The organism is Streptomyces sp. HUAS ZL42 (assembly GCF_040782645.1).
Lineage (GTDB): Bacteria > Actinomycetota > Actinomycetes > Streptomycetales > Streptomycetaceae > Streptomyces.
On the sequence record NZ_CP160403.1, the window covers coordinates 2407100 to 2421675 of the forward strand.

The following is a 14576-nucleotide window of genomic DNA, read 5'->3' on the forward strand; positions in this document are numbered from 1 at the left end:
TCCGACGAGCACATCCCGGTCGGTGACCGTCCTGTTCCCCTCTGTGTCTGAAGGGGGGTCACGTTCAGGTGGTGAGATCCACGCCGTACAGGGTGCGTCCGGCGACGAGCTCGCGTCCGGTGACCAGTGCGGGTTCGATGCGGACGAAAACCTCCTGCGGGGCGGGCACCCAGGAGACCGGGCCGATGCCGGCCAGGCGTTCGTGCTCGGTGGGGTCGGTCACCACCCGGGCCGAGCCGGTGACGACAACGCTCCAGCCGGAGTGCCGGGCCGCGTCGACCTCGTCGGTCTCGAAGGCGACCACCGCGCCGTCGACCGCGCGGGCCAGTTCCGAGGCCGCGGAGGTGCGCAGCAGGACCGCGCCGTCGCCGTCCAGGCTGAAATTGACCGGCAGCACGGCGGGCAGGGCCCGGCGCGTGTAGACGATGCGGCCGACGGACACCTTGGCCATCAGCCGCAGGCACTCCTGCCGTTCGAGTTCGCGGAAGCCGTCATTGGGGTCCATGGGCCAGCCCGTCCTTCACCTGGTACAGCGGTACTGCGTCCTGCCATCGTGGGCCGGGTGCGGCGCGGGACGAGGGGGCCATCGGTCCCGGCGCCGGCGGAGAACGACCCGGATCGCCGCGCGATCGGTCCCCCACGCGGCCCACGATTTCGCCGATCGTGCCCGTCAGGCGTCGTTCGCCCCGTGCGGTACGACGACGACCGGGCAGGCGGAGTGGTGCAGTGCCGCGTTGGCGACCCGCCCCAGCTGGAGCCCGAAGCGACCCTCGCTGCGGCGGGCGCCCACCACCAGCAGATCGGCGTCGTACGAGGCATCGACCAGCACCCGGCGGGCGTGGCCCTCGACGGTGCGCCGACGCACCTCGACGTCGTCGGGGACGTCCTGCAGTGCCGCCTCCAGCTCCTCGGCCGCCCGCTCCTCGTGCAGCCGGGCGGGCTCACCGGCCGGCAGAGGGTGGCCGGTGGTCTCGTGCGCGGGGCACCGCCAGGCCCGTACGGCCTCCAGCGGCACGCCGCGGCGCCGCGCCTCCTCGACGGCGAACCTCAGGGCCGCCGACTCCTTCGGATCCTCGCCGACGCCCACGACGACGCGAGCGTGGACCGGGGGCGTCGCCTGGTTGTCGTGGCTGCCGCGCAGCACGATCACCGGGCAGTCGGCACGGGCGGCGACGGCCAGGCTCACGGAGCCCAGCAGCATCTCCGCGATGCCACTGCGGCCGCGGGTGCCCACGACCAGCGCGGAGGCGTTGCGTCCCGCGCGGACCAGGGCGTACTCCGGCTCCTCGAACACCACGTCGGCGGTCACCCGCAGGCCGGCGTGACGGGCGCGTGCCCGTCGAGCGGCGGCGCCGACGACATCCTGGGCCAACGGCAGCGCGGTCGGTTTTCCGATGTCCCGGGCGAGTGCGGCACCCTCGTACCGCTCCCAGAGACAGGCGTACACGACCTTCAGCGGCACCCCGCGCAGCGCGGCCTCGTCGGCAGCCCAGTCGGCGGCCCGCAAGCTCGGCTCGGAACCGTCCACACCCACGACCACGGGCTCGCCGAGGGCTCGTTCGACCGGTGCGTTCATGATCTCCACTCCTTCGGAGGGCGCGGGGTGGTCGGCGGGGCTGCCCGGGCGGGACACCTCGGCATGCTGTCCACCTGCTGAATCGGGTTGCGGACCCAGGGTGGTGGCCGGGGAAGGGCACGGTGCAGAGACCGCAGGTCCCCGGTACCGGGCCGGGAGGAGGCCGTCCCGGCGCCGTACGGCCCCCTTGCCGGAGGGGCCGGTGGACCCGATGTGCCCGAATCGACGGGGCCCTTCGGCCCTTCTTCGCCCGGCGCCGTGAAACAGCGCCGAATCGCGGTCGGTTGCCTGCTACACAGAAGGCGCCGCCCGATGCGATGCGGCGCACTTCCCACCCCATCCCCTGCCCGGGAGGCTTCATGCTGTCCGCAGAGTCCGCCGCCGTGGTCCGTGCCACGCTTCCCGCCGTGGCCGGCGCGCTCGACGAGATCACGACACGCTTCTACGGCGCGATGTTCCGCGACCGGCCGGAACTGCTCGACGGGATGTTCAACCGCGGCAACCAGGCCAGCGGGGCCCAGCGCCGTGCGCTGGCGGGCTCGATCGCCGGGTTCGCGACCGCGCTGCTCGACGCCCCCGACACGCGCCCGGACGCCCTGCTGGACCGGATCGCGCACAAGCACGCTGCCGTCGGCGTCACCGACGACCAGTACACGATCGTGCACAAGTACCTGTTCGGCGCGATAGCCGAGGTTCTCGGCGACGCGGTCACCCCGGAGGTGGCGGCCGCCTGGGACGAGGTGTACTGGCTGATGGCCGGTGCCCTGATCGGCCGTGAGGCCCGCCTGTACCAGGACGCGGGCGTCGAGCCCGGCCAGGTGTGGCGGCCGTGGACGGTCGTCGAGCGCCGCACCGAGACGCCGGACGTGGTGTCCTTCGTCCTCCGCCCTGCCGACGGCGAACCGGCGCCGAGGGCGCGGGCGGGCCAGTACGTGAGCGTCCGGGTCCTGATGGCGGACGGGGTCCACCAGTTGCGCCAGTACAGCCTGTCCTCCGACCCGGGCGGGGATCTGCGGCGGATCACCGTCAAGCGGGTCGCCGGCACCGGCGGCGCACCGGACGGCGAGGTCTCCGGCCTGCTGCACGACCAGGTCCACGAGGGGGACGAGCTGACGCTCTCCGCTCCCTTCGGGGACGTCTTCCTCGACGACCCGGCCGACGCCACCACTCCGGTCGTTCTGGTCTCCGCGGGCATCGGCGGCACCCCCATGACCGGCATCCTGGCCCATCTCAACGCCGTCGGTTCGACCCGCCCGGTGCTGGTCCTGCACGCCGACCGCTCCCCCGCCGACCACGCCCTGCGCACCGAGACGGGCGAGCTGGTCGGGCAACTGCCGGGCGCCCGGTCGGTCTTCTGGTACGAGCGCCCCGCCCCGGAGGAACCCGGCGCCCGCAAGGGCCTGATGAACCTCGCCGGCATCGAACTGCCCGATGACGCGACGGTGTTCCTGTGCGGCCCGCTGCCGTTCATGCGCGACGTCCGCGCACAGCTGCTCCGCGCCGGGATCCCCGCACGGCGCATCCGCTACGAGGTCTTCGGACCCGATCTGTGGCTGCCCGGGCCGGCTGCGTGAACGGCGTCGGACGTCCCACCGCACTCACAGGAGAGGAATCGACATGACCAGCGATGACACCCGGACCACCGCACCGGCTGTGCTTCTGCGTTCGGACGGCGAGGTGGACGAGGAGACCCTGGCCTACGCCCGCACGAAGATCGACGCGGTCGTGGGCCGGCCGGGACTGCCCGCCGTCAGCGGCGAGGTGCGTATCACGAGAGCGTCCGCCCACCACGCCGACCGCCCCTGGTCGGCCACGGCGGACCTGCGCCTGGGCAGGCTGCAGGTGGTCGTGCTCGCCGAGGAGGCCACCGGTCACGAGCTGGTCGACCAGCTCCAGGACCGGTTGCGCCGCCAGACCGACAAGGCGGCCCACGCCGGGCGCCCCGACCATCGGGCGGCGGCCCCGCCATGGCGCGGCGGAACCCACCCGGCGTGAGTCCGCGGTGAGCAGGGGCCCGGTCGGTGACGGTTCACCGACCGGGCCTTCGCGCTGCCCGCGCCGGCACGGGCCGTTCGGACCGGACGGGTGACCAACGGCCCACTGACGGCGCCGGTGAGCGCAGGACAGGCTGAGGTTGTGCGGTTCCCGGCCGACGGCGACGAGGAGTTGTGTGATGGCGAAGGCGTATCTGGTGGGCAGCGGGATCGCGGCGCTCGCCGCGGCCACGTTCCTGATCCGCGACGGCGGTTTCGACGGATCGGACATCCACGTCTTCGAGGAGCAGCGGAACATCGGCGGCAGTCTGGACGCGGGCGGCACGGCCGACGCCGGCTACACCATGCGCGGCGGGCGGATGTTCGAGGCCGAGTTCCGCTGCACCTACGACCTGCTGTCCGGCATTCCCACCCTCGACGACCCCTCGGTGTCGGTGACGCAGGAAATCCTGGCCGGACACGAGGACTTCGCCTGGGACGACATCGCACGCCTCGTCGACGGCGACGGGAAGATCGTCGACACCCGCTCGATGGGGTTCTCCGAGCGCGACCGGCTGGAGCTGGTCCGGTGCCTGGCCGGCCCCGAAGGGCACCTGGACGACAGGCGGATCAGCGACTGCTTCGGCGAGCACTTCTTCACCACGAACTTCTGGTTCATGTGGTGCACCACGTTCGCCTTCCAGCCCTGGCACAGCGCCATCGAGTTCCGCCGCTACCTCAGGCGCTTCATCCACCTCTTCCCCGAGTTCTCGTCCATGTCCGGCATCCACCGCACCCGTTACAACCAGTACGACTCCATCGTGCGGCCCCTCACCGCCTGGCTGCTCGAACACGGGGTGACCATCCATACCGGGTGCCACGTCACCGACCTGGGACTCGCGTCGCAGCGCCGGAAGACCACGGTCGAAACCATTCATCTCTCCCGGCACGGACGGGACGAGAGAATCGCCGTGGGCCCCGAGGACCTGGTCCTGGTGACCAACGGCTCCATGACCGACGCCTCCAGCCTCGGCTCGCACACCGCGGCACCGTCCCCGCAGCCCCACCGGTCGGACGCCTGGCTGCTCTGGCACCGCCTGGCCCGGGGGCGCGACGACTTCGGCAGGCCGGACGTCTTCGACAAGCACGTCAAGGAGTCCCGATGGGAGTCGTTCACCGTCACCGCGAAGGATCCCGTCTTCCTCGAGGCGCTGGAGAAGTTCAGCGGCCGTGAGACCGGCCGGGGCGGGCTGATGACGTTCACCGACTCCAACTGGCTGCTGACCATCGTCGCCAACCGCCAGCCCGTCTACCGCAACCAGCCCGAGGACGCCTCCGTCTGGTGGGGTTACGGCCTGTATCCCGGCCGCGCGGGCAACCACACGCCCAAGCCGATGACGATGTGCTCCGGCCGGGAGATCCTCGAAGAGGTCCTGCACCACCTCCGGTTCGACGACGCGGTGGCGGCTCGTGTGCTGGAGACCTCCACCGTCGTGCCCTGCCTGATGCCGTACATCACCAGTCAGTTCCTGGCCCGCCGCCGCGACGACCGCCCGCAGGTGGTGCCCGAGGGCTCGGTCAACCTCGCGTTCATCGGGCAGTTCGCCGAGGTGCCCGACGACGTCGTCTTCACCGTCGAGTACTCCGTGCGCACCGCCTGGACAGCCGTGGCCCGGCTCCTCGGCCTCGACAAGCAGCCGCCCGCGGTCTACAAGGGCCACCACGATCCCCACGTACTGGCCGCCGCGCTGGAAACCATGCACCGCAGGTAAGCCGGACCACGATCAGCCGACGCCGCGTTCCTCGCAACCGAAGCCGAGGCCCACGAGCGCGGCGAAGCAGTTCGGGAAACCACTCGTACCCACCACGGACGGCCTCCACGTCGGCGCTGCACAGCCGTCCACAGGGCGGCGGTGACGCCCGCGCCCGCCGCGGCCATGGTGCCGGGCGGCCACCGATCCGGGCCGACCCGCTCCCGCGCGTGCCCGCCGCCGCGATCAACCAACGCGTTCCTCACGGCGCGCCACGCACCCACAGCCGATCGCAACCGCGAGAAACAGCCCCATGACCCCGGCGCCAACTACGACCGCCACCCAGACCCGGCCAACGGCCACCAGGAAGACCGCCGAGACCGCCGAGACGGCCAGGCCGGCACCCACGAGGGCCACGAAGAAGTTCGGGAAACGACTCGTACCCACCCCGAGCGGCGCCCGGCGCGGCGCCGCCCAGTCACGGACGGCCTGCACGCCGACGCTGCACAGCCGCGCCCGCGAGACCGCGCCCGCCACGCATGCCCCGCCGCCGCGATCAACCAACGCGTTCCTCACGGCGCGCCACGCACCCACAGCCGATCGCAACCGCGAGAAACAGCCCCATGACCCCGGCGCCAACTACCACCGCCACCCAGACCCGGCCAACGGCCACCAGGAAGACCGCCGAGGCCGCCGAGGCGGCCAGGCCCGCGCCCACGAGGGCCACGAAGAAGTTCGGGAAACGACTCGTACCCACCCCGAGCGGCGCCCGGCGCGGCGCCGCCCAGTCACGGACGGCCTGCACGCCGACGCTGCACAGCCGCGCCCGCGAGACCGCGCCCGCCACGCATGCCCCGCCGCCGCGATCAGCCGACGCGTTCCTCACGGCGCGCCACGCACCCACAGCCGATCGCAACCGCGAGAAACAGCCCCATGACCCCGGCGCCAACTACGACCGCCACCCAGACCCGGCCAACGGCCACCAGGAAGACCGCCGAGGCCGCCGAGGCGGCCAGGCCCGCGCCCACGAGGGCCACGAAGAGGTTCCGGAAGCCGTGCGCGCCCACCCTGAGCGGCCCCCGGCTCAGCTCCGCCCAGTCATGGACGGCCTCCCGGGCCTCACGGCGGCGCTGCACGGCCGCGCGGATCCACAGGGCGGCCGTGACGGCCGCGCCCGCCGCGGCCAGCGTGCCGGGCGGCCACCACGTTTCGGCGATGAGCAGGAGTACGGCGATACCCGCGATCGTGGTCCAGCCGCTCAGGCAGGCCGCCGCCGAACTGCGCAGGGAGTCCGGCCGGTCGGCTCCCGCGCGCACCTCCGCGAGGGCCGGCAGGTACCAGACGCAGCCGGAGGCGGTCACCAGTGCGGCGCCCAGGCCCAGGACGGGTTGCGACACGGCTCAGGCCACCGTCTCGGTCGCGGCGATCTCCGGGTGGTGCAGGTCGAACGCCGGGGACTCGGAGCGGATCCGCGGGAGCGAGGTGAAGTTGTGGCGCGGCGGCGGGCAGGAAGTGGCCCACTCCAGGGAGCGGCCGTAGCCCCAGGGGTCGTCGACGGCGACCGGCCTGCCGTACTTCGCGGTCTTCCAGACGTTGTAGAAGAACGGCAGGATGGACAGGCCCAGCAGGAACGAGCCCATCGTGGACAGGGAGTTGAGGGCGGTGAAGCCGTCGGCGGCCAGGTAGTCCGCGTAGCGGCGGGGCATGCCCTCGACACCGAGCCAGTGCTGGACCAGGAAGGTCAGGTGGAAGCCGGCCGTGAGAGTCCAGAAGGTGATCTTGCCGAGGCGTTCGTCGAGCATCTTGCCGGTGAACTTCGGCCACCAGAAGTGGAAGCCGGCGAACATCGCGTACACGACCGTACCGAAGACCGTGTAGTGGAAGTGCGCCACCACGAAGTACGAGTCGGAGAGGTGGAAGTCCATCGGCGGTGACGCCAGGATCACTCCGGTCAGGCCACCGAAGACGAACGTGATCAGGAATCCCGTGGTCCACAGCATCGGCGTCTCGAAGCTCAGCGAGCCCTTCCACATCGTGCCGATCCAGTTGAAGAACTTCACCCCGGTCGGCACCGCGATCAGGAAGGTCATGAAGGCGAAGAACGGCAGCAGTACGCCACCGGTGACGTACATGTGGTGCGCCCACACGGTCACCGACAGGCCGGCGATGGCGATGGTCGCGCCGATCAGCCCCATGTAGCCGAACATGGGCTTGCGCGCGAAGACCGGGATCACCTCGGAGACGATGCCGAAGAACGGCAGCGCCAGCACGTACACCTCGGGATGGCCGAAGAACCAGAACAGGTGCTGCCACAGCAGCGCGCCGCCGTTCGCCGCGTCGAAGACATGGCTGCCGAACTTGCGGTCGCACTCCAGCGCGAAGAGGGCCGCCGCCAGCACCGGGAAGATCATCAGGATCAACAGGCCGGTCAGCAGCACGTTCCAGGTGAAGATCGGCATGCGGAACATGGTCATGCCGGGTGCGCGCATGCAGATGATCGTGGTGATGAAGTTGACCGCGCCCAGGATCGAGCCGAAGCCGGAGAGCGCGACGCCCATGATCCACAGATCGGCGCCGAGGCCCGGCGAGTGGACGGCGTCGGACAGCGGGGCGTACAGGAACCAGCCGAAGTCGGCGGCGCCGCCCGGCGTGAGGAAACCGAACGCGGCGATCGACGAGCCGAACAGGAAGAGCCAGTAGGCCAGCATGTTCAGCCGGGGGAAGGCGACGTCCGGGGCGCCTATCTGCAGCGGCATGATCCAGTTGGCGAAGCCGGTGAACAGCGGCATGGCGAACATCAGCAGCATGATCGAGCCGTGCATCGTGAACGCCTGGTTGAACTGCTCGTTCGACATGATCTGCAGGCCCGGGCGGGCCAGTTCGGCGCGCATCATCAAGGCCATCACACCGCCGACGACGAAGAACACGAAGGCGGTGACCAGATACATCGTCCCGATCTTCTTGTGGTCGGTGGTCGTCAGCCACTCCGTCCACGACGGCCGGTCCGCCCGCGGGACGGCCGCGCCGGCCTCCTCGCGGACCGCGGGGCGCGTCGGCACCTCTCCCGCGTGCTTCACCTGGTCCAGCTGCGCCTCGTCCATCGGACGGCGTCCTCCCCATCTGCTCATGTGGTTCACGAGCCGGGAAGCGCCGCTGGTGCGGTGGATGGGCGCGGCACTTCCCGGCCGCCGCCACATGATCGTCGGTGGGTACCCCCGGCCGGATAGGGTCGAACGGCCCCTGCATCGGCTCAGGGATGGGGCCCAATGGCCCCACTTCCTGCGGCGCGGCGGCTCGGCTACCCGTCGGCCAGCGGGTTGGGCAGCGGGAGGTAGCGCGCGTCGGCGCCGTCCGCGGCCGTCCAGCGCAGCAGCAGGTTGGTCTTGCCGGGCAGGGTGGGCGAGGTGAGCAGCTCGGCGGCCTCCGGGACGTCGTGCCGGGCCAGTGCACGGCGGGCGGCGGGCCAGGGGTCCAGCCCCGGGTGGCGTTCGGACAGGGCCCCGGCGATCTCGGTGAGGTGGTTGACGACCAGGCAGTACACCAGCCGCTCCCAGCCTGCGGCCCGGGACACGTCCGGCAGCAGCTTGACGCCCTCGGCGTCCCGGAACAGCGCCTGGACGGGCATGCCGTCCGCGTCGACGGCGACGAGCGTGTTCTGCAGATGCGCCTCGAGTACGACGCCGTGGCCGGCGAAGGCCGTCAGGGCGGGAGGTACGACGGCTGCCAGGTACGCCTCCCACCAGGCCGCCGGATCCGCCGTACCGTCGAGCGGGCTGCCAGTGAAGCCCTCCACCAGGCCCGCGGCGAGCAGCGGGGTCGCGCCGGGCAGGACGTGGTCGCGCAGTCCGTCGCGGACCAGGACGGCCAGCTCCTCGAAGGCGAAGTCGGCGGTGCGGTAGCCGCGGTCGCCGAGCCAGGCCGCCGGTCCGTCGAAGGCCCCGAGAGCGGAGCGTGCCGCCGTGTCCGTCCGGCGCAGTTTCAGCAGGTCGTGGCGCCACAGCCGGCGGATGTCGTTGGTGATGCGCACGTCGAGGCTGAACTTCAGGAAGAGATCGCGCTCGGGGGCGTACAGCGTGCGGATCGCGGCCGTCGGCCAGGCGTCGAAGGAGGTCGTGCCCAGCCGGACGAGCCGGCCGTCCGCGAAGGCCCCGGCGAGCTCCCGGCCCGCCAGGTCGAGCTGCCAGGGGTGGGCGGGCAGCAGGCGGTAGCCGGGCGGGGCCTCGCCGAGGGTGTCGAGCGCCGAGGTGTCGCCCTCCTCGACGACCGCGTCCTCGCGCAGCCCGAGCAGGACCAGCGGGAAGCGGGCGTGCGCCTCGGGCGCGTAGGGCAGCCAGCCGCTGTGCGGACCGCCGCCGCGCGCCTTGGGCGCGGGGTGGTGGGGGTGGCCGGTGACGAGGGACTGCTCGGAGCGCAGATAGAGGTCGTCGGGCGGGGTGGCGCGCGCGCGTGCCGTGAGGATCGCGGCGACCGCGTCACGACTGTCGATCATCTCGATGGGCAGTTCGTGGTTGGACAGCCCGGTGTGGCGGCGCAGCTCCTCGGCGACGAGCTTGACGAGTTCGGTGTGGCCGAGGCGGTGCCAGGCGCCCGCCGCGTAGACCTCGGGCTCGGCGGGCCGCCGTTCCCCCCGCACGCGCAGCAGCCGGCCGCCGCCGGGCAGCCGGTACACCCGCCGTCCGTCCCGCTCCGGCAGCGGCTCGGCCACCTCCCGCAGCAGGCAGTTGAGCAGCGGTGCGGCCGCACAGGCGTCGGCGCGGTCGGCAACGGCGTCGTGCGCCGGGGCATCATGTGCCTGGGCGTCGTCGCCGGCGGGCGGGGGCAGGAGGTCCACGCGATCCATTCGTTCCCTACGGTTCAGTCGGGCGCAGACGATCAGTATCGCTGCCGTCACGCCCCGGTGTGACGCCCTACCCGTACCCGAGGAGCCAGCCCGTGCACCGTCCCGACAGCGCCGAGACCGAGGTCGCCGCCGAACTGGCCGGCGTGCGTCCCGGCCTCGTGCCGCGGTTCGCCGCCGAGCTGCCCGGCGCCCGGGCGGCCGTGCTGACCCGTCTGTGGCGTGCCTTCGCCCATGAACCGCTGCCGTGGATCACGCACCGCGAGCGGGGCCGCGAGGGACTCACTTTGCGTCTGGCCGACGGCCGCCGGCTGCGCGGTCCGCACGCGGACCCGTACGCGACGTCCGACCACGTCACCGCCGTACGGCTCGACGAGGTGACGTACGACCGGCCTGCGCGGTTGCTCACGGATCTCGCCGTGCCGCACGGCTCGGGCTTCGCGGCCGAACTCGGCCACAGTGTCGCCTCGCTGGCGTTGGCGCGGGCCGGGCAGCCGTCTCGCCCGAGGGAGTGGCCCGGCACCGACTGGGAGTGGGAACAGCGGGTGGTCGACGGGCATCCGTACCATCCCAACTGCCGTTCCCGGCCCGGCTTCTCGGTGGCGGAACAGCTCGCGTACGGGCCGGAGCACGGGCCGGTGGTGGAGCTGGGGACGGTGCCGGTTCCGGCGGACGAGTGCCTGGTGACGGGTGCGTGGCCGCAGGAGTTGCGGGCCGGCGGGCGGGTGGTGATCCCGGTGCATCCCTGGCAGGCGGCGCACGTGCTCAAGACGCCGTGCGAACCGGGACCGCCGGCACATCCCCTGATGTCCCTGCGCACGGTTGCCGTACCGGACGGACCGCACGTCAAGACCGCGCTGAGCGCCCGGCTGACCTCCTCGGTGCGGGACATCTCCGTCGCCTCGATCGCCGCCTCCGCGCGCTTGTCGGCGTTCGGGGAGGTACTGGCGGCGCACACGGACGGACTGCTGCACGTCACGCGCACGCTGGGGGCGGCCACCGCCGACTCCCCCGACCTGGCGGCGGTGCTGCGGGAGTCGCCGCGGGCGTACGCGGGGCCCGGGGAACACGTCGTGCCGGTGGGGGCGCTCGCCACGACCGGCCTTCCCGGCTCTCCCGCCTGGCTGGCCGGCTTCGCGTGGCTCGCGCTCACGGTCGGGCTGCGGCTGCTGGAACTGGGCGTGGCCCTGGAGGCGCACGGACAGAACCTCCTGGTGGTGCTGTCCGACACGGGCGTCCCGCTGCGGCTGGTCTACCGCGACCTCGCGGACATCCGCGTCAGCCCGGCCCGGCTGGCCCGCCACGGCATCCCGGTGCCGGAACTGCCCGGCCGGATCCTCACCGACGACGTGACGGCCCTGCGGCGCAAGCTGTTCGGCTCGCTGGTGGGGGGCGCGCTGGCCGGGACGGCGGGCTCGGGGGCCGCGCTGCGGGCGGCGCTCGAGCCGGCCGTACGACGGCTGCCGCGCACGCCCGACCTCACGGCGCTGTGCGAAATGCCGCTGCCGGCCAAGGCGTTGACGCTGATGCGGCTGTCGCCGGGGGTGCCCGGGGATCAGTGGGCAAAGCTGCCCAATCCCCTGGTCACCGAGGTGTTCTGACCTCGTTTTGGAGCGGGACACCTCTGATCAATAGGATCCGCCGATGATCAGAACACAACGGCTGGCGGCCGGGGTCTGTGCCCTGCTCGCCGCGCTCGCGGCCGGGATCGCGTTCCCGGCCGGGGCGGTAGCCGACGAGACCACCGCCACCGCCCCGAAGGTCGACCTCGTCATCGACGTCAGCGGCTCGATGCGGGCGAACGACATGGACGGCAAGTCGCGGATGGCCGCGGCGAAGCAGGCGTTCAACGAGGTGCTGGACGCGACGCCCGAGGAGGTGCAGCTCGGCATCCGTACGCTGGGCGCCAACTACCCCGGGGACGACCGCAGGACGGGCTGCAAGGACACCGCGCAGCTCTACCCGGTCGGCCCGCTGGACCGCACCGAGGCCAAGACGGCGGTGGCCACCCTCACGCCCACCGGCTGGACCCCGATCGGCCCCGCCCTGCTGAAGGCGGCCGACGACCTCGAAGGCGGCGAGGGCTCCAAGCGGATCGTGCTGATCAGCGACGGTGAGGACACCTGCGCCCCGCTCGACCCGTGCGAGGTGGCCCGCGAGATCGCGGCCAAGGGCATCGGCCTGACCATCGACACGCTCGGCCTGGTGCCGAACGCGAAGATGCGGCAGCAGCTCAGCTGCATCGCCGAGGCGACCGGCGGCAGCTACACCTCGGTCGAGCACACCGACGAACTCACCGACCGTGTCAACCAGTTGGTGGACCGGGCCGCCGACCCGGTGGTGACGCCGGTCGCCACCCAGGGCGCGGACTCCTGCGCCAAGGCGCCCGCCCTCGAGTCCGGCCTGTACACGGACCGCGAGGAGTTCGGGCAGGAGCGCTGGTACCGCGTGGAGGTGGCACCGGGCCAGGAGGTGCGCGCCTCGGTGAGCGTCTTTGCCGACCGGGCCGTGAACCCGGACTACGGGGTGCTGCTGCGGGCGGTGACGGTGCACGGCCGCGAGATCGTGCGCGGGGAGGCGGCCGGCAACGGCCGTACGGACGTGATCTCGACCGGCCTGCGCTATCCGAAGGCCGAGAGCGACGAGGAGGACGCACCGGCCGAGACCGTGTGTCTCCAGGTCACCAACTCCTTCTCGGCGGCGTCCGGGGTGAAGACCACCCCCGGCCTGCCGCTGGAGCTCACGGTCGACGTCGTGGACGGGCCCTCGCAGGCGAGCGACGTGGCCTCCTTCGGTCTGGGGCGCGGCTGGTGGCTGCTGGGCGCGCTGATCCTCACCGGCTTCCTCGCCGGTCTGATCTGGGGCTGGCTGTCGCGCTGGCGGGTCGCGGTCTGGAGGACCAACTGATGCGGATCACACGCGTGTTGAGCGCCGCCCTGCTGATGCTGGGCCTTGCGGTGTCCCCCGCCGTCGCCGACTCCTCGCCGGCGTCGCCCTCGTCGAGCCCGTCGGAGGACGGCGCCGCGCCCACCGAGGCGGGCACGTCGTTCCGTACGGCGGCCGAGTTCGAGCAGGGGCAGACTGCCACGGCGAGCGGCTCGGCCGGTGACTACCTGTACTGGTCGTTCCCCGCGGACGCCGGACAGCGACCGACCGTCGAGGCGACGGTGAAGCTGCCCGAGGAGCACGCCGCCGAGACCTGGCAGATCGACGTGTACGACGGTCTGCGCCGCCGCCAGGCCTGCCAGTACGGGGCGCAGACGCGCACCGCCGCGGCGGGCGCGTCCTCCGTGGAGCTGGCCTGCGTCCTGCGCACGGTCCGCGCCTGGTCGGAGCCGTGGGCGGACGACCCGCTGCCGGGCACCTACTACATCCGCCTCACGGTGGTGAAGCTGCCGACGTCCGACCTCGGCCTCCCGGTGAGCGCCGAGGTGCGGGCCGGCTCCAAGGACATCGGCGGCTCGGCCGCGGTGGACGGCTCGCTGGCCGAGCCGCTCGTGCCCGGGACCGCGGTCAAGTCCGAGAAGACGGAGGAGGATTCGTCCGCCTCAGCCGTCCTGTCCAGCATCGAGCCCGAGGACGGCTGGGCCTCCGGCTGGTGGTCCGACCGATGGGTGTGGACCGCGGTGGGCGGTGTGCTGGCCGCACTCGCGGGCATCGGCGGGTACGCGCTGACGCGCGGTCCCGGACGGCCGACGCGGGTGCCGCCGGGCGCCTGACGGACATCCAGGGGCCCGCTGTGACCGCTCAGGTCACAGCGGGCCCCTGTCACGCTTCCCGGAGCGTTTTCGCGAGTGTCCCGTCGCCGGTCACCGTGATCCGCCCGTCGCGCACGGCGTCGGTCACGGTCGACTCCCCGCGGCTGACGGCCCCGCACGTGTCGACGTCCAGCTCCAGCCGGGCATCCGGCTCCCCCGGCGCGGGCCCGTCGCCGTAGACCGGCCCGTCCTCGGCGCCGACGTGGAGGTGGAAGTGGCCCTCGTCGAGCCGGACTTCGACGAGCCCCTCGCCGTTCAGCGCCCGCAGCAGCGGCAGCGCGAACCAGTGGGCGCGTACGGCGTCCGTGGGCCGCCGCTCTCCCAGCTCGCCCTCGCCCCACTCCCCCAGCGCCTGCAGCACAGGCAGCAACTCCCGCCCCCTCGCGGTGAGTTCGTACACATAGGCCGCGCCCGGCGGCGGCAGCCGGCGGCGTGTCGTCAGTCCGTCGCGCTCCATGTCCTTCAGCCTCGAGGCGAGTACGTCCGTGCTCACACCCGGCAGGTCGGCGTGCAGGTCCGTGTAGCGGCGCGGGCCCGCGAGCAGCTCCCGGACGATCAGCAGGGTCCAGCGGTCGCCGACGACGTCGAGCGCGCGGGCGGCGGAACAGTACTGGTCGTAGCTTCGGCGAGGTGACATGCGACGCAGTCTAGACATGTTGTTGGACTTTCCAAGCCCACACT

At 72.5% G+C, this 14576-nt stretch carries 14 protein-coding genes; 6 read left to right on the forward strand and 8 right to left on the reverse strand.

All coding sequences use genetic code 11. From position 1 onward, the window contains the following. Positions 1-64: 64 nt before the first annotated feature. Together ABZO29_RS11130 and ABZO29_RS11135 are read right to left on the reverse strand one after the other, a co-directional pair. Positions 65-505, reverse strand: a complete 441-nt coding sequence (locus ABZO29_RS11130) for a pyridoxamine 5'-phosphate oxidase family protein (protein ID WP_367319996.1) — start codon at positions 503-505, stop codon at positions 65-67. A 165-nt stretch (positions 506-670) separates the two neighbouring features. Continuing rightward, positions 671-1576 (reverse strand): universal stress protein, encoded by a 906-nt coding sequence (locus ABZO29_RS11135; RefSeq protein ID WP_367319997.1) that lies wholly within the window; start codon positions 1574-1576, stop codon positions 671-673. Positions 1577-1935: 359 nt separating this feature from the next. Here ABZO29_RS11135 and ABZO29_RS11140 point away from each other — a divergent pair, with 359 nt between their 5' ends. The 3 genes from ABZO29_RS11140 (at position 1936) to ABZO29_RS11150 (ending at position 5321) form a co-directional block, all read left to right on the forward strand. After that, positions 1936-3150 carry a globin domain-containing protein gene (locus tag ABZO29_RS11140; protein WP_367319998.1) on the forward strand — a complete coding sequence of 405 codons (1215 nt, stop codon included), beginning with the start codon at positions 1936-1938 and terminating at the stop codon, positions 3148-3150. A 43-nt stretch (positions 3151-3193) separates the two neighbouring features. Continuing rightward, positions 3194-3571, forward strand: coding sequence for a hypothetical protein (locus ABZO29_RS11145; RefSeq protein WP_367319999.1), 378 nt, complete (start codon positions 3194-3196; stop codon positions 3569-3571). A 139-nt stretch (positions 3572-3710) separates the two neighbouring features. Next, positions 3711-5321, forward strand: a complete 1611-nt coding sequence (locus ABZO29_RS11150; RefSeq protein WP_367320000.1) for an oleate hydratase — start codon at positions 3711-3713, stop codon at positions 5319-5321. 225 nt (positions 5322-5546) lie between these two features. Here ABZO29_RS11150 and ABZO29_RS11155 read toward each other — a convergent pair whose 3' ends face one another. The 5 genes from ABZO29_RS11155 to ABZO29_RS11175 all read right to left on the reverse strand — a co-directional run bounded on the left by ABZO29_RS11155 (position 5547) and on the right by ABZO29_RS11175 (position 10140). Further along, positions 5547-5864, reverse strand: a complete 318-nt coding sequence (locus tag ABZO29_RS11155; RefSeq protein WP_367320001.1) for a hypothetical protein — start codon at positions 5862-5864, stop codon at positions 5547-5549. Beyond that, positions 5857-6186: a hypothetical protein gene (locus ABZO29_RS11160; RefSeq protein WP_367320002.1), complete on the reverse strand. Its 330-nt coding sequence runs from the start codon at positions 6184-6186 to the stop codon at positions 5857-5859. Before ABZO29_RS11160 ends, ABZO29_RS11155 begins: the two co-directional genes overlap by 8 nt. Next, positions 6167-6697, reverse strand: coding sequence for a hypothetical protein (locus ABZO29_RS11165; RefSeq protein ID WP_367320003.1), 531 nt, complete (start codon positions 6695-6697; stop codon positions 6167-6169). The genes ABZO29_RS11160 and ABZO29_RS11165 overlap by 20 nt, the downstream gene beginning before the upstream one ends. Positions 6698-6700: 3 nt before the next feature. Next, entirely contained in the window at positions 6701-8401 is a 1701-nt protein-coding gene (ctaD, locus tag ABZO29_RS11170) for a cytochrome c oxidase subunit I (protein ID WP_367320004.1), read from the reverse strand. Positions 8402-8598: 197 nt separating this feature from the next. After that, positions 8599-10140, reverse strand: a complete 1542-nt coding sequence (locus ABZO29_RS11175) for an IucA/IucC family siderophore biosynthesis protein (protein WP_367320005.1) — start codon at positions 10138-10140, stop codon at positions 8599-8601. Positions 10141-10232: 92 nt separating this feature from the next. Here ABZO29_RS11175 and ABZO29_RS11180 point away from each other — a divergent pair, with 92 nt between their 5' ends. From ABZO29_RS11180 to ABZO29_RS11190, 3 genes are read left to right on the forward strand one after another with little or no spacing between them, the layout of a single operon-like run. Further along, positions 10233-11738: an IucA/IucC family protein gene (locus tag ABZO29_RS11180; RefSeq protein WP_367320006.1), complete on the forward strand. Its 1506-nt coding sequence runs from the start codon at positions 10233-10235 to the stop codon at positions 11736-11738. A 43-nt stretch (positions 11739-11781) separates the two neighbouring features. Beyond that, positions 11782-13044, forward strand: coding sequence for a VWA domain-containing protein (locus tag ABZO29_RS11185; protein ID WP_367320007.1), 1263 nt, complete (start codon positions 11782-11784; stop codon positions 13042-13044). Then, positions 13044-13856 (forward strand): hypothetical protein, encoded by an 813-nt coding sequence (locus ABZO29_RS11190; protein WP_367320008.1) that lies wholly within the window; start codon positions 13044-13046, stop codon positions 13854-13856. Before ABZO29_RS11185 ends, ABZO29_RS11190 begins: the two co-directional genes overlap by 1 nt. Positions 13857-13905: 49 nt before the next feature. Here the strand turns inward: ABZO29_RS11190 and ABZO29_RS11195 are convergent, their stop codons facing one another. Beyond that, entirely contained in the window at positions 13906-14532 is a 627-nt protein-coding gene (locus tag ABZO29_RS11195) for a winged helix-turn-helix transcriptional regulator (RefSeq protein ID WP_367320009.1), read from the reverse strand. Positions 14533-14576: the final 44 nt, after the last annotated feature.